Below are 18,720 nucleotides of genomic sequence, written 5' to 3'. Positions count from 1 at the left end.
AAGTTCCCCACGAGCAGGGTCACCGCATGCTGCGGTGGTACTACGGGTTGAACCCCGTCGTGCGGCTGCTGGTTCGGTGGGCGTTCATCGCGGTGCTCACCCTGGTGGCGTTCTGGGAGACGCTGGACAACCTGGTGCAGACCACCCTGGCCGGCGGCCTGGTCAGTTATGTGTGGATCGTGCCACCGGCGGCCGCACTGGCCGCGCTGGGCGTGAATTTCCGGCGCCGCAACGAACTTCCCATTCATGACCGGCAGACCGACATCATCGTCGGACTCATCGGGATGGGACTGGCCCTGATGGTGCAGGGCGTACTGCTCGCCCGGTACGCGGAGTTCTTCCACCTGATGCGGCTGGACCTGCTCGCGATGTGGTTGTTCGCCTTCAGTTGCGGCGTGGTGCTCTTCGGCGTCCGCCCGATCATGCGGTTCGTCTGGGTCTGGGTGATGTTGTCGCTCGTCTTCCCGCTGCCCTACCAGATACTGGTGATCGTGCTGGGCGGCGGCAAGGTGGCCGCGGCGATCGGGACCATCGTCATTGCGGCCGCCGCGAGTGCGATCGCGGTCGGGCGCACCCCACGGCGGGCTCTGATCGGCGCGGTCGGATCGTTGCTGATCGGTCTGGTCATCCTGCTGGCGATGTACCTGTTCGCCGAGAATTCCTCCCTGCTTGCCTACCAGGCGATTCCGGCGTTGGGCTCGATCCTGGTCGTCGGTCTGTCCGGCTTCCTGTATGTGCGCCGCGGCAAACCGAAACAGATCTGGAACCGTAAGGTCGAACCCCTTGCCGCCAAGCAGATCTGGTCGGCCGTTCCGCTGGTGATCGTGGTGGCCACAGCACTGGCCTTCATGCCGCTGCCGGTCCAGTTGAGCAAGACGACGATCAGCCGGGCTGCCCCGTTCGATCTCGAACCGGACCGGGAGCTCGCCACACCCACGGGGTGGTCGCTCAGCACGGCGACCACCTACAGCGAGGTGTCGCGATATTACGGTGACGATGCCGTGTTGGTCCGGCAACGTTTCGTCGCCGACGCGGGAGACCCGCGCTTCGACAAGCTGTCGGCGCCACGGACACTGACCGTGGACAGCATCGTCAGCGATCTGCCGTTCTCCTTCGACGCCTATCCCGGACAGGTGCTCTACGACACCACCGGCACCCGGCTCAGCGCGCCGCGTGAAGTCGACCTGGGACACGGAGTGACGGGCGAAATCATCTCCGCCATCGACGACAGGTTGCTCGTGACGTGGAATGTGCTGAGGTTCGCCTGGGGCGACGACGACAAGGATCAGATTGTCGACGTCTTCGCAGTCGACAACCACCTGCCCAATGCGCCGTTCCCGTCCCCCGAGCGCGGACTGATCTCCACGCTGCGCAACCTGCTGACCGTCCTGTTCCGCGGCAATGCCGTTGTCGTCCAGGAGCATCCGAAGTTCAAGGATGCCGAACTGCTCACCGAATTCGGCCGCGACCTGGTCGCCGCACAGTTCGAGCCGACAGGAGCCAAGAAATGACCGCCCGGCAGATCTTCGACGCGGACACCGTCACGGCCGAGCAGCAGGAGTACGCGCTGGACCGGGCGATCAACGGGTTACGCGACGATGATCCCCGCCAGTCCGCGTCGAAACCGCTGCTGGGGTGGCAGAAACCGGTTCTGCTCGGTCTGCTCGCGGTGGTCGTCGCGCTGGCGGTCCTGTGGCCCAAGCAGACCGCGGTGGGGCTGATCGGGCTCTGCACACTGGCCTACCTGTTGACCCTCGGGGACCGGGTGCTGATCTTCCGACGGGGCCTGGCCTCGCGGCCCATCGTCATCCCCGACGAGGTGGCCCGGGCCATCCCGGATGACGAGTTACCCGCGTACACCATCCTGGTGCCGGCCTACAACGAACCCGAGGTGGTCGCCGACCTCATCGGCGCGATGGATTCGCTGGAGTACCCCCGGGAACGGTTACAGGTGTTGCTGTTGCTGGAGGCCGACGACCAGGTCACCATCGACGCGGCCGAGGCGTGCGGCGAATCCGACGTCATCACCATCCTGTTGGTGCCCCCGGCCGAACCGCGGACCAAACCCAAGGCCTGCAACTACGGGCTGCATTTCGCCACCGGGGACATCGTCACCATCTTCGATGCCGAGGATCTGCCCGAACCGCTGCAGTTGCGCCGGGTGGTGGCGGCGTTCCGGGACCTGCCCGACGACGTCGCCTGTGTGCAGGCCAAACTCGTCTACCACAACGGGCACCAGAATCTGCTGACGGCGTGGTTCACCGCCGAGTACGGGCTGTGGTTCGGTTACCTGCTGCCCGGCATGATGGTCAGTACGTCGCCGATCCCGTTGGGCGGCACCTCGAATCATCTGCGCCGCGACCTGCTGCAGGGAATCGGCGCGTGGGATCCGTTCAACGTCACCGAGGACGCTGATCTGGGGCTGCGGATCGCCGCCCACGGATACCACACCGCGGTCATCGATTCGTACACGCTGGAAGAGGCCAACAGCGACCCGATCAACTGGATCCGCCAGCGATCCCGTTGGTACAAGGGCTATCTGCAGACCTGGCTGGTGCACATCCGCCGGCCGCTGAAGCTGTACCGGACCCTCGGGCTGCGCAGTTTCATCCGGTTCACCCTGGTGCTGGCCGGCACCCCGATCATCGCCGTGCTGAACCTGCTGTTCTGGTTCATCACGGTGCTGTGGTTCCTCGGGCAGCCCGAAGTGGTCGGCGACGTGTTCCCGGCCGTCATCTACTTTCCTGCGCTGGTCGCCATGATCATCGGCAACTTCACGGTCGTGTACATGAACATGATCGCGCTGCGCGAGGACGACCGATCCGATCTGCTGGTGCCCGCCCTGACCGTGCCGCTGTTCTGGTTGATGATGAGCATCGCCGCGGCCAAGGGCTGCTACCAGATGATCCGGCAGCCCTCCTTCTGGGAGAAGACATTTCACGGTCTGTCCGAGAAACCCGATGAGACCACGGTGCACCAGGCGGCAGGTGCGAAATGAGGTTGGGTTCGGACCGCCGGCTGAAGGTCGGCATTTTCCTCGTCTGCCTGGTGCTCTACATCGGCGTCGGGTACTGGTTGCAGGTGCGGCAGGGCTACATCATGGGCGACACGCTGTCCCGGGTGTCGTCCACCAGGTCGGTGCTGTTCAGCCGAGATCCACATCTGGCGGCGCTCGGTTTCATCTTCACACCGGTGGCCGCCATGGTGCAGATCCCGGCGGTCTGGGTCAGCCCGTTCTTCCCGGAGATCACCGCGCGGGCGTTCTCGGGCACGTTGATGTCGGGACTGTTCATGTCCGGCGCGGCGGGCCAGATCTTCAGCATGGGAGCCGATCGCGGCCTGCCGCGGGCTTATTCGCTGACGATCACCGCGGTGTTCGCGCTGAATCCGATGATCGTCTTCTACGGCTCGAACGGGATGAGTGAGGCCCCGTTCATCTTCTTCATGACCTGGGCGGTGCGCAGGCTGATCATGTGGATGGTGGACGACGACGTGCACCACCTGATAGCCGCAGGCGGGGTGGCGATGGGGTTGGCGTATCTCACCCGGTACGACGCGTTGGCCTCGGTCGGGGCCGCCGGACTTGTCGTCGGCGTCACCACCTACCTGCGGGCCCGGTCCGCGCCGCGGGTTCATCGTGCGGTGATGGACATGCTGATCGTCAGCGGGCCGGGGATCCTGGCCTTCCTCGGCTGGGCCGCGGCCGGCTGGCTGATCACCGGTGAGGCGTTCGCGCAGTTCACCTCTCAGTACGGCAACGCCGCGATCATGGAGCAGTCGGGGGCAGCCGACCCGAGCACCGTGGAAGCGGTCAGCTTCGCCGCAGCATGCATCATGTTCCTGGCGCCGACCCTGCTCCCGCTGATGCTGTGGGCCCTCATGCAGCGGTGGGGCCGAGCGAACTGGCAGATGCTGGTGGTCCCGCTCGCCATGTTCGGTGCGGTGTTGGCATTCCAGGCGCTCAGTTACGCACAGGGGTCAACCTTCCCGTTCCTGCGGTTCTTCATCATCGCCATTCCGATGGCGGCGACGCTGGCCTTGCTCGGGGTGCCCGACGGGGCCTTCGCCCGCGGTAAACGCCGGGGCAGGTACGCACCCGTGGTCACCGAGACCGTGCCGCAGCGTCGTTCGGCGGCAACATATGTGGCGGTCGCGGCGACCCTGGCGATCGGCATTCCGGTCACCGTGGTGGGGATGTCGATACCCGAGTATGCGCCGCAGGAGTACGCCCTGGCGGCGGTGTTGACACCTGACCCCGACGATGTCACCGAACTTGCCGCCACCGAGCAGCGCATCGCGCGGACATTCGCCACCGAGCGCCGGATCGCCGACTATCTGGAGACATTGGACCTGCCGGACAGTTCGGTGATCACCGACACGGTGTACGGATTCGGCATCATCGCGGCCTCACCGCGGCCGAAGGTCTTCGTGATCCCGTCGGACCCGGACTTCACCGAACTGCTCAACGACCCGACCGAGAACGGGATCCGGTACCTGCTGTCGGTGCCACCGGCCGGGCGGGGCAGCTCGGATGCGCTCAACCTGCGGTACCCGACGCTCTACGAGACCGGGGGAGAGGTCGCCACGCTCGAACTGGAGATCCCGAACGACGGTGATGGGCAACCGGATTGGCGGCTGTACCGGGTCAACGATCCCAGTGAGTCCGGGTAATCGGCGCCCGGTCGGGTCATGGCCCCGCAACTGAGAGTTCGCGCCTGCACCGCGGTGGTGGCGTTGATGATGGTGCTCGGTGTGCTGGCCGGATGCTCGTCCGCGCCGGAGGGTGGTAGCTCCGAACCGGCCGGACAGGACGCGGGAACCGTCGTCGCCGACACCGAGCTGACCGGCCTCGACCCGGCCGTGGTCGACGCGACGTCATGGACGCGGCTGATCACCTACCGTTCGCGTTCGGGCATCGACGACGGCAACACCCAGGTGACCGGATCGGTATTCGTGCCGAAGGGCGACCCGCCGGAGGGTGGCTTCCGCATCGTCGTGGTGGCGCCGAATGTGGTGGGGACAGCACCGGATTGCGCCGCATCACGCTCACCGGACCTGCTGGGCAACACCACCGCTGTGAAGACGTTGCTGCAGGCCCGCAACATCGTGTTCGTACCCGACTATCAGGGCTTGGGTGCCTCGCCCGACGGCAGCACGACCTATCACCCGTATGCGGACTCCACCACCGCCGGTTACGTGATCATCGACGGCGTGCGGGCGGTCCGGGAGCTGGTTTCGGTGCCGACGTCGACGTCGTGGGCAGCGTTGGGCAGCTTCGAGGGTGGGCAGGCGGTCTGGGCGGCCAACGAACTGGTCGACAACTATGGGTCCGGGTTGGACCTCGTCGCCACCGCCAGCCTGTCACCGCTCGCGGACTTCCAGGGTCTCGCCGATGCAGCGGCGGCGGGCACACTGACCCCGGAACAGAAGCTCGTCTACATCGCCTACCTGGCCGCCGTACACGCCGAGCACGAGTACGACGTCGATCTCGACGACTACCGGCGCGGTGCGGCACAGGACAATTGGGACGCACTGCTGTCCTGTCAGGCCGGCACCGATCGGTTGGCGCTGGCCGGGCAGATCCCGCCACCGGACCTGATGCCGTCCGGTCCCGAAGCGCTGTCGGCGCTGCGCGGATACCTGCAGAAGACCACGCTGCCGCAAGGGCCGACCTCGGCGCCGATGTACGTGATCTACGGTGGCCGCGATGCGGTGCTGCCGGCCGCGTGGACCGAAGTGGCTCTCGGGCGAGCCTGCCGGATGGGTGATGTCATCCAGATCGCCTTCTGGCCCGACGAAGGGCACCCGTCGATCGATCCGGTCGCGGCCGCGGGCTGGCTGATCGAACGTCTGGAACTGAACCCGTCGGCGAACGACTGCGAATCGTTCCTGGCGGGCCGCGATCTCCCGGGACTCGATGCCGGACAGCAGAACCGTGCGCCGCGCGAGGCGGCCGATCGGTCGGTCGACAGCGATTCCGGCGACTCGGCACCGGCACCGCCGTCGTCCGGGGTGTCGCTGACCGGAGGCTGGCTGCCGTTCCTGGTCCAGGTGGTGACAATCGCCGCGCTGGTGTTCGCCGTGGGGCGCCGTTCCCGGTTCTGGAACGTGCACTGGATACCGGCCTCGCTGATGATCGGGTTCGCGCTGGCCGCGATGACGCGATTGTTCGTCCAGTTCGAGGGATGGACGGACCGGGCCGCGTCGTGGCAGACCGTGTTCTGGGTCGCGGCGACCGGATTCGCGCTCGGAGTGGCGGTCTTCGGCTGGCAGCACCGCCCGTGGTGGCAACGGTCGGTCTCGGTGTCGGCGGTGCTGCTGTGCACGGTGACCGCACTGTTCGCGCTCAACACCGCGACGGGCTACTTCCCGACCGTGGCGTCGCTGTGGCGGCAGGTCAGCGGCGCGCAGCCCGACGACTGGGTCGACGAGTCCGTCGTCGCGCAGATGGTGCGTGACGGAGACCGGCCCGCGGAGGGCACCGTGGCGTGGATCGAGATCCCCAACGACGCCTCGGGTTTCGATCACCGCGACGAGTTGATCTATCTTCCGCCGGCCTGGTTCACCGCCGACCCGCCGCCGGCGTTGCCGGTCGTGGTGATGCTGGGCGGCGAGTTCAGCCAGCCCTCGGACTGGCCGGTCTCGGCCAGGGCCGTGCAGACACTCGACCGGTTCGCCGCGGCGCATGACGGTTACGCCCCGGTGGTCGTGTTCCCGGATACCACCGGCAGTTTCAGCAATGACACCGAATGTGTGAACGGCCCCCGTGGACAGGCCGCCGACCATCTGATGAACGATGTCGTCCCCTACGTCAAGGCGACGTTCGGGGTGAGTGCCGATGCCGCGCAGTGGGGGCTGGTGGGCTGGTCGTCCGGGGGAACATGTGCGCTGACGACGGCGGTGCGGCACCCAGAGACGTTCAGCGCGTTCGTCGACCTCGACGGTCAGCTCGGTCCGAACATGGGCACCAAGCGGCAGACCGTCGCCCGGCTGTTCGGAGGCGACGAGCAGGCCTGGGCGGACTTCGATCCCCGGACCGTGATCGAGCGGCGCGGCAGGTTCCCCGGGATGGCGGCGTGGCTGGGGGTGTCGGAAAAGATGCCCACCGAATACCGCCCAGCCGGCGACACCGCGCCGAATCCGGACGCGATCGGTGACTGGGTGCCCTACTCCGAGGAACACGCCGACAATGCGCGCAAGCTGTGTCTGCTGCTGAGCGGGCACGGGGTCGAGTGCTCCGTCGTCGGGTACGGTGGAGCGCACGATTTCGATTCGGCGGCTGAGGCTTTCAGGACCGCGCTGCCGTGGCTGGCCGGTCGGCTGGGAACCCCGCAGGTGCCCGCGCGGGGTCTGCCGGGGTCGCCGTGACCGGCACCGGTCGCGGCGGCCGTCAATTTGTCGCGTATACGCCACCTCACCGGTGTAATCTCCGGGCGACGCCGATCGGGAGGTCCGATGACCGCAGAGTTCCAGGGCAAGATCGCCACCGACATTCGAGATTCGGAATCGGATTGGCGACCCTATGCGGCGCCCACGGCACCGGAGGGCGCACCGAATGTCCTATACCTGGTGTGGGATGACATCGGCATCGCCACCTGGGATTGTTTCGGTGGGCTCGTGCAGATGCCGGCCATGCGCCGGATCGCGGAAAAAGGTGTGCGGCTCTCACAGTTTCATACGACCGCGCTGTGCTCGCCCACCCGTGCCGCGCTACTCACCGGACGCAACCCGACCACCGTCGGGATGGCCACCATCGAGGAGTTCACCGACGGGTTCCCGAACGCGAACGGACGGATCCCGTTCGAGACGGCGTTGCTCTCGGAGGTGCTGGCCGAGCGCGGCTACAACACATACTGCGTGGGCAAGTGGCACCTGACCCCATTGGAGGAGGCCAATCTGGCCGCCACCCGGCGGCACTGGCCACTCGGGCGCGGCTTCGAACGGTTCTACGGTTTCCTCGGCGGCGAGACCGACCAGTGGTACCCGGACCTGGTGTCGGACAATCACCCCACCGTGCCGCCGGCCGGCCCCGAGGACGGGTACCACCTGTCGAAGGATCTGGCGGACAAGACGATCGAGTTCATCAAGGACTCGAAGGTGATCGCCCCGGACAAGCCGTGGTTCTCCTATCTGTGCCCGGGGGCCGGGCACGCGCCGCACCATGTCTTCAAGGAGTGGGCCGACAGGTACACCGGCGTCTTCGACATGGGTTACGAGCGCTACCGCGAGATCGTGCTGGCGAACCAGAAGCAAATGGGGCTGGTGCCGGCGGACACCGAACTGTCCCCGATCAACCCGTACGCCGATGCCCAGGGGCCCAACGGTGAACCCTGGCCCGACCAGGACACCGTGCGCCCCTGGGACACCCTCGGCGAGGACGAGAAGAAGCTGTTCTGCCGGATGGCCGAGGTGTTCGCCGGCTTCCTGTCCTATACCGATGCCCAGATCGGCCGCGTCCTGGACTATCTGGAGGAGACCGGGCAGCTCGACAACACGATCGTGGTGGTCATCTCCGACAACGGTGCCAGCGGTGAGGGTGGGCCGAACGGTTCGGTGAACGAGAGCAAGTTCTTCAACGGTTACATCGACACCGTGGAAGAGAGCATGCGGTTCTTCGATGTCCTCGGTGGCCCGCAGACGTTCAACCACTACCCGATCGGGTGGGCCATGGCGTTCAATACGCCGTACAAATTGTTCAAGCGCTACGCCTCACACGAGGGCGGCATCGCCGACAACGCCATCATCTCCTGGCCGACCGGGATCGACGCGCACGGCGAGATTCGGGACAACTACGTCAACGTCGCCGACATCACCCCGACCGTCTACGAGCTGCTGGGCATCACCGCGCCCGACGAGGTACGCGGCATTGCGCAGAAACCGTTGGACGGCACCAGTTTTGCCGCCACGCTGCGGGACGCGCAGGTCAAGTCGGACAAGGCCACCCAGTTCTACTCGATGCTGGGCACCCGCGGCATCTGGCATGACGGCTGGTTCGCCAACACCGTGCACGCGGCCAGCCCGGCCGGCTGGGGGCACTTCGACGACGACCGGTGGGAGCTCTTCCACATCGAGTCCGACCGCAGCCAGTGCCACGACCTGGCCGCCGAGCACCCGGAGAAACTGGAGGAACTCAAGGCGCTGTGGTTCGCCGAGGCCGACAAGTACAACGGACTGCCACTGGGCGACCTCAACATCTTCGAGACCCTGGGCCGCTGGCGGCCCTACCTCTCCGGTGAACGCACCAGCTACGTCTACTACCCGGACAACTCCGAAGTCGGCAGCGGCGCGACGCCGGAGATCCGGGGCCGGTCGTTCTCGGTGTTCGTGGAGGTGAACGTGGAGCGCAGCGGCGCCGAAGGCGTGCTCTACAAGCACGGGGCCGGCCACGGTGGACATGTGCTGTTCCTCCAGGACGCGCGGCTGCACTACGTCTACAACTTCATGGGGGAGGAGGAGCAGGCGGTGTCCTCCTCCCAGACGGTGCCGCCGGGTAACCACATCCTCGGTGTGCGCTACGAGCGCACCGGCACCGTCGAGAACAGCCACACCCCGCTCGGGGACGTGTCGATCTACGTGGACGGCACGGTGGTCGGGACCCGCAGCGGGGTGCGCGCCCATCCGGGCAGCTTCGGGTTGGCCGGGGCCGGGATCAAGGTGGGCAGCAACCCCGGCCAGGCGGTCTGCAGCGCATACCGGGCGCCGTACCCGTTCACCGGTGGGACAATCGCCAAAGGGGTGATCGACATCTCCGGCGCGCCCTACCTCGATGTGGAGCGTGAATTGGCACGGGCGTTCGCGAAGGACTGATGACGGACCGTCACGAAGGACTGATCGGACACTGCCGGGCGGCGGCGGTGGTGGCGGTGTTGCTGGCCGCCCCGGTACTGGGCGGGTGCACCAGATCCAGCGACGGGACGCCGGTCGCCGCGGGTGCCGCCACCGGGACGGCCGATGCCGGCCAACCCGGCGGTCCTGCGGGAAGCGCGTCGCAGCATCCCGACTTCGGGGTGCTGCCCACCACCGGCAACGCGCCGGCGCCGACCGGCGCCGTCACCTGCGGCCCCGAGCAACGCCCGACGATCGGTCTGGTGGCCAAGGTCGGCGACCCGGCCGCCCCGGTCCTCACCGTCGCCGTTCCGGACGGGTGGTCGATGCAGGGCGGGTCCGGTGACGTCGGCGCCCGGTTGGCGGGCCCCGACGGGATGTCGGCGACGGTGCGCATCGTGGCCACCACACTCGACCCGCAGCAGGCCTTCACCGAGTACGCCGCCGCGCTGACAAGGGACTCCGCGGTGAGCTCACTGAGCGTGCTGCCCGCCCAACTGTGCGACTACAGCGGACAGAAGCTGCTCGGCACCGTCTCGGACAACCCGGCGGAGTCGACAGAATTCGTCGACCGCGTCGTGCACGTGTGGACCGGCAGCGGTGACTATCTGGTCTCCGTGCACGCCGAAGCCCCGGCGGGCGCGCCCGGATTCGATTCTGCCGCAACGCAAGTGACCGACGACTTCGAAGTGAAGATGCCGTGACGGTCACCGAGCTGGTGGAGCTGCCCGGTGGTTCGGTCACGATGGGCTCGACCCGCTTCTACCCGGAGGAAGCCCCGCTGCGTGCCGAGCGGGTCGGCGCCTTCGCCCTCGAACGTCACCCCGTCACCACCGCCCAGTACGCGGCGTTCGTCGCCGACACCGGATACCTGACGGTGGCGGAACGCCCGCTGGACCCGCGGTTGTATCCGGGCGTTCCCGAGCGGGACCTGCAGCCCGGGGCGATGGTGTTCCGGCCGACCGCGGGCCCGGTGGACCTGCGGGACTGGCGGCAGTGGTGGGACTGGGCGCCCGGTGCGAGCTGGCGGCACCCGTTCGGCCCGGGTAGCGAGGGTGCACCCGATCACCCGGTGGTGCAGGTCGCCTATGCCGATGCGCTGGCCTATGCGCGGTGGGCGGGCCGGCGGCTGCCCACCGAGGCCGAGTGGGAGTACGCGGCCCGCGCGGGTGCGGACTCCACCTATCCGTGGGGCGAGGACGTCGCACCGGAGGGGGAGTTGATGGCCAACACCTGGCAGGGCGCCTTCCCGTACCGCAACGACGGTGCGCGTGGCTGGGTCGGAACCTCGCCGGTCGGGACGTTCCCGGCCAACGCATTCGGCCTGGTCGACATGATCGGCAACGTCTGGGAATGGACGTCCAGCGAGTTCACCGGCCAGGTGCGCAACCCGTGCTGCCTGCCCGCCGACGATCCCGGCGTCAGCCAGGCGCTCAAGGGCGGCTCCCACCTGTGTGCCCCGGAGTACTGCCACCGGTACCGACCGGCCGCGCGGTCCCCGCAGTCCCGGGACACCGCCACCACCCACATCGGGTTCCGCTGCGCGGCGTAGCCTCCTAGCTAGCGCCCACCAGGTGCGCCCTCCGCGGTGACAAGCGCAGGTGACCGAGCACCGCAACCCCGGCGGTCAATGCTGCCGACAGCGCGAACGGCACGGCGATGTGTAACCGCAACAGCAGCGCGCCGACGACCGCGCCGGCGAAGATCATGGCGATGGCGCCGAATCGCCGGTTGAGCAGCACACCACCACCCCTGCGTGTCCAGGTCTCACCCGCCAGTGACGCCAGCGTGGAGGTCACCACGACGGTCGTCATATCGGCGACCGCCACGGCCCGCGCGACCATGGCCTGCGAACCCATCACCGCCGCAGTCGCCGCCGCCATCACGATCTGAATGGCCGGGCCGGAGTGGTCACCGACGGCGGCGGCCACCACGGTGAGCGCGGTCAGTGTGAGCGCGCCGAGGGTCAGCAGAACCGTGACCCGGTGCTGCCATCCCTTGGTGCCCTTGCGCAATACCAGTCCGGCGACGAACGCGGCCGCGGTGAATGCGGCCAACGCGATCGCCGGACCCAGCACCGGGAGATCGTCCGCGCCGGCCACGCCCATGCCGAGGATCACGATGTTGCCGGTCATGTTCCCGGTGAACACCCGGTCCAGGGCCAGGAAGCCGACCGCGTCGACGACTCCGGTGACGAACGTCAGCGTGACGGTCGCCGCCAGGGCGAGCTTCTGTTCGATGTCGGTCAGCGCCATCAGAAGACGAGAATAGCGAAGGCCGTGGACAGCATCAGGCCGGCCATCACCGGCACAAAGCACTTCCGGGCCAGCGTGAGTACCGGCACGCGGGCGAAACCCGCGACGGCGATCAGCGATGACCACGCCACCAGGGTGCCGCCGCCGGACCAGATATTGCCCATCTGGCCGATGGCGGCCAGGGTGGCGGGATCCATATTGGCGGCGGGCCCGAGAGCGCCGGCCAGCGAGCCGGTGAGCGGCAGCCCGCTGAATCCCGAACCATCAAGTCCAGCAACGATTCCCACCAGTAGCACGCCGAAACCGAGAATGAACGGACTCGGGGTCACGTGGGCCATGGCGGCGCTGATCAGGTCGAAGAGGAGCGCTGGTCCGGTGGCGTCGGATCCCATACCGAGCACCCGGGCCGAGAAGTCGCCACTGCCGATGAAGAAGAATCCGGCGATCGGCAGCACCACGCCCATGGCCTTGAACGCGAACACCAGTCCGTCGATGATGTGCGTCGACGAGCTCTCCAGGAAGTCGCGCTTGTCAGTGGTCAGACAGGCGGCGAACAGGATGATCGCTGCGATGCCGCCGACGATGCCCGCCGCTTCCCCGCCCTGCAGCGGCGGAACCAGCGCGGTGAACTTGCCGAGCAACAGATAGACGATGAACGCGAGATAGGCGGCGGGCACCAGCGTGGCAAATGCCTTGGCGGCCGCCGACTTCGGCAGAACGGGCTCGGTCAGCGTATCGGTGGGCGTCAGGGTGGCGGTGGCCGAGGTGCCACCGGAACCTGCCGGCACGGGGGTACCACCGGAGCCTGCCGGCACCGGAGTGCCGGTGCTCTCTGCCGGAACCGGCCCGGTGCCGCCGGGGAGGTCGTCCTTGCCGTCGCCGGGCAGACCCAGCTTGTCGGCCTTGTTCTCCCAGGCGACCAGCAGATCCGGGGAGGGCTTCTGCCACGTCCGGCGCTGCATCACATAGGTGATGAGGAGGGCGGCGATGCCGGTGACCAGCGAAAGAACCAGGGCCTTGTCGGCCACGCTGTCGGCGTCGACCCCCGCCGCGGTCGCCGAGATGCCCGGCGCGACCTTGATGATGTAGTCCGACGACAGGGCCATGCCCTGCCCGGCGATGGCGATCACCATGCCCACCGACAGTGGGCTCAGACCGGCACGGATGGCCACCGGGATGAGCACCGCACCGACCAGTGGCACCGCAGGCGTGGGCCAGAAGAACAGCGAGATCACATACGTGACGACGGCGAGGGTGATGAAGCTGCTGGTTCCGGCGCGCATCACTCGCCGGAACGGGGTCACCATCAATCTGTCGGCGCCCATCTGACGAAGGGCACCCAGCATCGCGGTGATGAAGGCGATGATCAGGAAGATGTTGAACAGTTCCTGTGCGGCGACCAGGCTGGCATTGAAGATCGAGGACAGACCGGTCACGATGCTGCCCGAAAACACCCACGCCGTAAGCAATGTCGCGACGACGGCAGGCACCACGATGTTCTTGCGAAGCGCCATCGTGATGAGGATGACGACGATTCCGGCCAGATAGATCCAGTGGGCCGCGCTGAGTTGTATATCCATCGACGGTCTTTTCACTCACAACTGCTCGTGGGCTGTGCAGTCTGATGGGGGAATGCTCGGCCCGTTACCCAAGTGGGTCAACGCACACTGTGCACAACGGTGTGCGCACGGCCCTGTGCAACGTGTTCCGAGATTGTCATCCTGATGTCGCGGTGTTTCGCAAACGTTAAGATCCGCGCCGGGGTGCGGTATGTCACGATGCGCGCGCCCGGACCGGCTGTGCACGATGTCCGATTCTGGGGATCTGCTCTGTGCGCCTTGACCCACACGGGCGGCACCTTTGCAGCCCCGGGAATGAGACAGTGGCTGCGCGGGTGCCATCGCATCGCGCGCCGCCCCACCACACAGATCGGCCACGGAAGTCCCTTGCTATGACTGACACAGACAGCCGCGCCCCCGCGGGCCCGGCGGTCCCGGACGGAGCCGGCACGCCACTGGCACTGGCCGCGCTGCTCTCGGGGACATTGGTCGGCACGGTGAGCAACAACGTGGTGAACGTGCCGATGCCGGCGATTCTCGCCGAGTTCGGCGCACCGCTGGGCAGCGGTGTGTTCGTGGTGGTCGGCTTCCTGATGACATTCACTGCGACTATGCCGCTCGTCGGCTGGATCGGTGACCGGTTCGGCAGACGCCGGATTTACTGCGCATCGATGGTCGCCACCGCGGTGTGCGCCATCGGCGCCGCGACCGCGCCCTCGCTGGAACTGCTGATCCTGTGGCGCTGTCTGGGCGGTGCGGCCGCTTCCGCGCTCGGCCCCGCCGTGCTCGGCCTGCTGACCTGGCTGTTCGCCGGTGAACGGCGGGGCAGGGCGGTCGGGCTGTGGGCCTCGGTGAACGGTATCGGCCAGGCCATCGGCCCCACGATGGGCGGTTTCATCGCCGACGGCTGGGGGTGGCGGTGGGTGTTCGTGCCGCTGATACCGGTCGCGCTCGCCGGTCTGATCGGCACCCTGCTGCACATCCCCCGTCATCCCGGCACCAAGATGCGTTTCGACACCGTCGGCGCCACCGCGCTGACCCTCGGGTCGGGCCTGCTCATCCTCGGCGTCGCGCTCATCCCGCAGCAAGGTCTGTCGGTGCTGGTTGCCGTCGCCGTGTCGGTGGCCGCGGCGGTGCTGGGGTTCTTCGTCCGGCACTGCCTGCGTGTGTCGGAGCCGTTCGTCGACGTGCGGCTGGTGGCGGAGGCCCGGTTCGTCCGCAGCACCCTGGGCGCGTTCGCGTTCATGTTCAGCATGGGAGCCACGCTGCTGGCGGTGCCGCTGTACCTCGTCGGTGCCGGCCGGACCGGTTCGCTGGCCGGCGTGGTGCTGCTGGCGATCCCTGCCTCGATGGTGGTGCTGGGCCCGTTGGTCGGGCGCTACCTGGACCGGATCGGGGCCCGCCGGGTACTTCGCACCGGGTTGTCGCTGCTGATCGTCGGCCAGGCGCTGCTCGCGGCGGCCGTCGGCGCGCACCTGGTCGAGAAACGTTGGGGGCTGGCCGGCTTCGTGGCGATCCTGGTCCTGATCGGTATCGGGACGGCGTTCGTGCAGACACCGGCGGCCACCGGTGCCACCCGCTCGCCGGCGGGGGCACAGGGCACCGGCCTCGGGCTGTTCAACCTGGTGCGCTTCGGCGGCTCGGCAATGGGCGCCGCGTGGGTTGCCATCGCCCTGGGCTTCGGCAGCACCACCGGCTTCACGCTCGCGTTCGCGATGGTCGCCGTCGTCGCCGTGCTCGGCCTGCTCGGCTCGTTCATCGGGCCCGATCCGGCGCCCGAACGGTAGCGCCACTCAGCGGAAGCTGGCCTCCCGGTCGACCGCGGCGTGTACCTCACTGAGCAGGTCCAGCCGGATCGCCAGCCAGACGGTGAACTGGTTGTCGGGCAACCGGATATCGAGACCGATCGCCCGCGACACCCGATCCAGCTTGGTCAGCATGGTGTTCCGGTGCACATTGAGCACCCTGGCGGTGGCATTGACGTTGCCGCCGTTGGACAGGTACCCGGTCAGGAAATCGCGCAGATCGGGAACGGCACGCAGGGGCCCCAGGATGTCGTTGACCAGGGCCTTGCTCTGTTCGGTCTCGGCGATCTCGGCCAGCACCGTGAAGCTCCGCAGATCCTGATAGGACACCGCGCCGGTGAGCCCCAACCTGCGTGCGATGCCCAGCGCGATGCGGGCTTCGCGATAGCTGGCCGAGACGGCTTGGGCGCCACTGGCCGGCCTGCTGTAGGACACGGCGACCGCGGCGCCGCGGCGGTTCTCCAATTCGCCCGCCATCGCCTCGGCGTAATGGACCATCTCGCGGTGCCGCGCCGCGTCGTCGTCGCCGCAGAGTGAGCGCACCACCACGAGGACATCGCCCAGCACGGTGACGTAGGAGCGAACAGCGGGATCCGGTGCCACATTGGCGGCGTACCGGGCCAGCCGGACCATGCTCGCGGCGGGATTGTCCACACCTCGGGGGATCGCGCCCGGCGCGACGAAGACGCCGAACTGCGAGTCGATGTCGATGTCGTGGTACTCCGCCCGAGCGCGCATATCGTGCTCGCTGGAGAAGTGCCCGTGGACCAGGGCCTGGACGAAATCACCGCGGGCGCGTTCCTCGGCCTCATCGACGCTGTGCTGCCGCAACATCTCCGAACCGATGATCGCGGTCGCCTGTTCGGTGACGACGATGTGCCGGGCCAGATCGTGGGCGCCGGGCTCGGAGCTCGGGACCAGCACGAGGACCCAGCCTTCGAAGGCCTTGCCGAGCCGGATGGCCGTGGAGATGGCGGTCCAGGCATTGCCGTGCGGGTCGGCCAGCTGCTCGACGCGGGTGTCGTGATGACCCGAGAGTCGGGCGCCGGCCGGCAGGTCGACCGTCAACCTCGGCACGATCACCTCGGTGAGGGCCGCCGCCGCCTCGGCGGCAAAGCCGTTGTGGGCCACGATCTGGCCGCGGGCATCCAGTGCCACCGCGGGGTTACGGGCCAGGTTGGACACCTCGCGGATCAGGATCTGCAGCCCGGCCCCGCGGTGGAAGAGCCCCGCCAAGGACGCGTGCACGTGCGTGGCATACCGCATCACGTGCACCTCCTGGCTCAGCGCCCGCTCCGCCAGTAGCCGGTTGAGTGCGGTGAACCCGACCGGAAACGCCATCTCGATGACCACGAGCCCAGCGGGCAGCGTCGTCGGGAAATCGGCGGGCACCGCGCCGTCGACCACCAGGGTGGTGGCACCGCGGGCGGCCAGCGCGGCCAGCGCACCCGCGGTGCCCAGCAGCGCTTCCGGACGCGCGTAGACCGCGACACCGTCGAGCGGCTCGTGGCGGGAGAGGACCTCGGAAAGGGGGAGAACCCAATGTAATTCGCGGCCGAGGTGATCCTGTCCGGCGATCACCCGGGCACCCGACATGAGCGATTCATCGAGCAGTCCGGCGACCGTCATCCGGTCACCGTGTGGATGCTCAGCTGTCATTTGCTCACCTGCTCTGTGCGGCGCGTTCGTCGATGCGGTGGCGGACCGAACCACCACGATCACATTGTCGGCCGTCTCAGCCTATGTGCACTTTGACCACGATGTGGCCGATAAAGCGGACATTGTGACCAAGGCGGACATCGGCTTGCCCCGGTAGACATTCACCAGGCGAACAGCCTGGGACGAGAGCGCCGTCCCGCACGAACCCAGCAATTCTCAGGAGGTCAGCAGCTATGCACCAGATCTACCGGATAACCCTCGACGACGCCCTGCCCCTGCTCGCCGCCGGCCGCGCCAAGGCCGAGGAGATCGGCGTCAAGCAGACGCTGTGCATCTGCGATGACGGCGGCAATGTCCTTGCCCTGCATCGCCTTCCGGGCGCGCGGCTGACGGGTGTCGAAATCTCCATCGCCAAGGCTTTCACCGCGGCGGGCCATGAGCGGGCCACCCACCTGTTCAACGAGGCACCGGACGGCCCGGCGCTACCTGGCAACGAGGCCTTCGGTATCAGCCACATGCTGCCGGGCAAGTTCGCGGTCTTCGTCGGCGGCTTCCCGCTGGTCTTCAACGGACAGATCATCGGTGGTGTCGGCATCAGCGGCGGTAACGGTGCACAGGACAAAGCGGTCGGGGCGGCGATCCTCGCCGAGTTCGAGGCGCTGACCGCTGCGGTCGGCAGTCGCTGAGGGTGTGCACCATGTCTCGCGATGTCGTGCCGGCGGGGTGATGTTGTCCATATCGCAACCCCGGACGGCTGGCTAACGTCGCTGGTGCAGAGGCGACTTCGCAACGCCGCGTCGCCTCGCAGCCCATCAAGTGCGAAACATTATCCGTTGCCGATGGTTTCGCGAATCAACTGATCGAAGGGATCTGATCCATGACCGAACTGCTGGGCCGTGACGAGTTCCGCGCGGAACTCGAGAACGCGATCAAGGGTCGCGAGGCCAAGAACGCGTCGTTCTCCAAGGCGTGGGCCGAGGGACAACTGGAGCGCCACCATTTCGCCCGCTGGGCCGAGAACCACTTCCACTACGTCGGGCCGTTCGCCGACTACCTGGCCAACATCTACGCCAACACCCCCGACGAATTCACCGGCGCGAAGGATTTCACGCTGCAGAACATGTACGAGGAGGAGCTCGCCGACATTCGCCATACCGACCTGCTGATCAAGTTCGGCGAGGCATGCGGCACCACCAAGGAGCGCATCGAGGACCCCAACAACATGAACGCGATCACCCGCGGGCTGCAGTCCTGGTGCTACGCGGTCTCGCAGCGCGAGCACTTCGTCGTCGCCACCGCTGCCCTGGTTGTGGGCCTGGAATCGCAGGTACCCAGTATCTACACCAAGCAGATCGTGCCGCTGCGTGAGGTGTACAAGTTCACCGAGGACGAGATCGAGTTCTTCGATCTGCACATCACCTCCGATGTCGTGCACGGTGAGCGCGGATACCAGATCGTGCTGGACCACGCCGACACCGTAGCGCTGCAGCAGCGTTGCCTGCAGATGGTGCGCTGGGGAGCCGAGATGCGGTTCTCCTACACCAAGGGTCTCTACGACACCTATGTCGCCAGCGAGCTGGAGCCGGTCGCCGTCTAGCGATCTCGGCGCGCCGGCCG

Annotated in this window: 13 protein-coding genes; 10 read left to right on the top strand and 3 right to left on the bottom strand. The window is 67.4% G+C overall.

Annotated elements, in window-relative coordinates; translation table 11 throughout:
* Positions 1–26 precede the first annotated feature (26 nt).
* The 7 genes from V4U86_RS22955 to V4U86_RS22925 all read left to right on the top strand — a co-directional run bounded on the left by V4U86_RS22955 (position 27) and on the right by V4U86_RS22925 (position 11,377).
* Complete coding sequence (locus tag V4U86_RS22955; RefSeq protein ID WP_395308184.1) at positions 27–1,511, top strand: hypothetical protein; 1,485 nt, start codon at positions 27–29, stop codon at positions 1,509–1,511.
* Positions 1,508–2,998, top strand: a complete 1,491-nt coding sequence (locus V4U86_RS22950) for a glycosyltransferase (protein WP_395308183.1) — start codon at positions 1,508–1,510, stop codon at positions 2,996–2,998. The genes V4U86_RS22955 and V4U86_RS22950 overlap by 4 nt, the downstream gene beginning before the upstream one ends.
* Entirely contained in the window at positions 2,995–4,671 is a 1,677-nt protein-coding gene (locus V4U86_RS22945; RefSeq protein ID WP_395308182.1) for an ArnT family glycosyltransferase, read from the top strand. The genes V4U86_RS22950 and V4U86_RS22945 overlap by 4 nt, the downstream gene beginning before the upstream one ends.
* An 18-nt stretch (positions 4,672–4,689) precedes the next feature.
* A complete protein-coding gene (locus V4U86_RS22940; RefSeq protein ID WP_395308181.1) occupies positions 4,690–7,368 on the top strand; it encodes an alpha/beta hydrolase-fold protein in 2,679 nt (892 codons plus the stop codon).
* Positions 7,369–7,455: 87 nt separating this feature from the next.
* Complete coding sequence (locus V4U86_RS22935) at positions 7,456–9,807, top strand: arylsulfatase (RefSeq protein ID WP_395308180.1); 2,352 nt, start codon at positions 7,456–7,458, stop codon at positions 9,805–9,807.
* Entirely contained in the window at positions 9,807–10,529 is a 723-nt protein-coding gene (locus tag V4U86_RS22930; RefSeq protein ID WP_395308179.1) for a hypothetical protein, read from the top strand. The genes V4U86_RS22935 and V4U86_RS22930 overlap by 1 nt, the downstream gene beginning before the upstream one ends.
* A 41-nt stretch (positions 10,530–10,570) precedes the next feature.
* Positions 10,571–11,377: a formylglycine-generating enzyme family protein gene (locus tag V4U86_RS22925; protein WP_395312173.1), complete on the top strand. Its 807-nt coding sequence runs from the start codon at positions 10,571–10,573 to the stop codon at positions 11,375–11,377.
* A 4-nt stretch (positions 11,378–11,381) separates the two neighbouring features.
* On the opposite strand, the gene V4U86_RS22920 is transcribed toward V4U86_RS22925, so the two are convergent.
* Positions 11,382–12,080 (bottom strand): YoaK family protein, encoded by a 699-nt coding sequence (locus tag V4U86_RS22920; RefSeq protein ID WP_395308178.1) that lies wholly within the window; start codon positions 12,078–12,080, stop codon positions 11,382–11,384.
* Entirely contained in the window at positions 12,080–13,660 is a 1,581-nt protein-coding gene (locus V4U86_RS22915; protein ID WP_395308177.1) for a hypothetical protein, read from the bottom strand. Before V4U86_RS22915 ends, V4U86_RS22920 begins: the two co-directional genes overlap by 1 nt.
* Positions 13,661–14,031: 371 nt before the next feature.
* On the opposite strand from V4U86_RS22915, the gene V4U86_RS22910 reads away from it, so the two are divergent.
* Entirely contained in the window at positions 14,032–15,426 is a 1,395-nt protein-coding gene (locus tag V4U86_RS22910; RefSeq protein WP_395308176.1) for an MFS transporter, read from the top strand.
* A 6-nt stretch (positions 15,427–15,432) separates the two neighbouring features.
* Here the strand turns inward: V4U86_RS22910 and V4U86_RS22905 are convergent, their stop codons facing one another.
* The gene (locus tag V4U86_RS22905; protein WP_395308175.1) at positions 15,433–17,103 is read right to left on the bottom strand and encodes a PucR family transcriptional regulator; all 1,671 of its coding nucleotides are present in this window, start codon (positions 17,101–17,103) and stop codon (positions 15,433–15,435) included.
* A gap of 233 nt (positions 17,104–17,336) precedes the next feature.
* On the opposite strand from V4U86_RS22905, the gene V4U86_RS22900 reads away from it, so the two are divergent.
* Together V4U86_RS22900 and V4U86_RS22895 are read left to right on the top strand one after the other, a co-directional pair.
* Positions 17,337–17,789: a GlcG/HbpS family heme-binding protein gene (locus tag V4U86_RS22900; protein ID WP_395308174.1), complete on the top strand. Its 453-nt coding sequence runs from the start codon at positions 17,337–17,339 to the stop codon at positions 17,787–17,789.
* 191 nt (positions 17,790–17,980) lie between these two features.
* Entirely contained in the window at positions 17,981–18,700 is a 720-nt protein-coding gene (locus tag V4U86_RS22895) for a TenA family transcriptional regulator (RefSeq protein ID WP_395308173.1), read from the top strand.
* Positions 18,701–18,720 lie beyond the last annotated feature (20 nt).

The organism is Mycobacterium sp. AMU20-3851, from assembly GCF_043974665.1.
Lineage (GTDB): Bacteria > Actinomycetota > Actinomycetes > Mycobacteriales > Mycobacteriaceae > Mycobacterium.
Note: the sequence above shows the minus strand (reverse complement) of the source record. Positions and strands in the feature narration are given on the sequence as shown.

Bases quoted from the DNA above. Each gene is read 5' to 3' on its own strand.
- V4U86_RS22905 (WP_395308175.1), bottom strand. From the start codon at position 17,103: ATGACAGCTGAGCATCCACACGGTGACCGGATGACGGTCGCCGGACTG.
- V4U86_RS22925 (WP_395312173.1), top strand. From the start codon at position 10,571: ATGGGCTCGACCCGCTTCTACCCGGAGGAAGCCCCGCTGCGTGCCGAG.
- V4U86_RS22935 (WP_395308180.1), top strand. From the start codon at position 7,456: ATGACCGCAGAGTTCCAGGGCAAGATCGCCACCGACATTCGAGATTCG.
- V4U86_RS22945 (WP_395308182.1), top strand. From the start codon at position 2,995: ATGAGGTTGGGTTCGGACCGCCGGCTGAAGGTCGGCATTTTCCTCGTC.
- V4U86_RS22920 (WP_395308178.1), bottom strand. From the start codon at position 12,080: ATGGCGCTGACCGACATCGAACAGAAGCTCGCCCTGGCGGCGACCGTC.
- V4U86_RS22900 (WP_395308174.1), top strand. From the start codon at position 17,337: ATGCACCAGATCTACCGGATAACCCTCGACGACGCCCTGCCCCTGCTC.
- V4U86_RS22950 (WP_395308183.1), top strand. From the start codon at position 1,508: ATGACCGCCCGGCAGATCTTCGACGCGGACACCGTCACGGCCGAGCAG.
- V4U86_RS22910 (WP_395308176.1), top strand. From the start codon at position 14,032: ATGACTGACACAGACAGCCGCGCCCCCGCGGGCCCGGCGGTCCCGGAC.
- V4U86_RS22940 (WP_395308181.1), top strand. From the start codon at position 4,690: ATGGCCCCGCAACTGAGAGTTCGCGCCTGCACCGCGGTGGTGGCGTTG.
- V4U86_RS22930 (WP_395308179.1), top strand. From the start codon at position 9,807: ATGACGGACCGTCACGAAGGACTGATCGGACACTGCCGGGCGGCGGCG.
- V4U86_RS22915 (WP_395308177.1), bottom strand. From the start codon at position 13,660: ATGGATATACAACTCAGCGCGGCCCACTGGATCTATCTGGCCGGAATC.
- V4U86_RS22955 (WP_395308184.1), top strand. From the start codon at position 27: ATGCTGCGGTGGTACTACGGGTTGAACCCCGTCGTGCGGCTGCTGGTT.
- V4U86_RS22895 (WP_395308173.1), top strand. From the start codon at position 17,981: ATGACCGAACTGCTGGGCCGTGACGAGTTCCGCGCGGAACTCGAGAAC.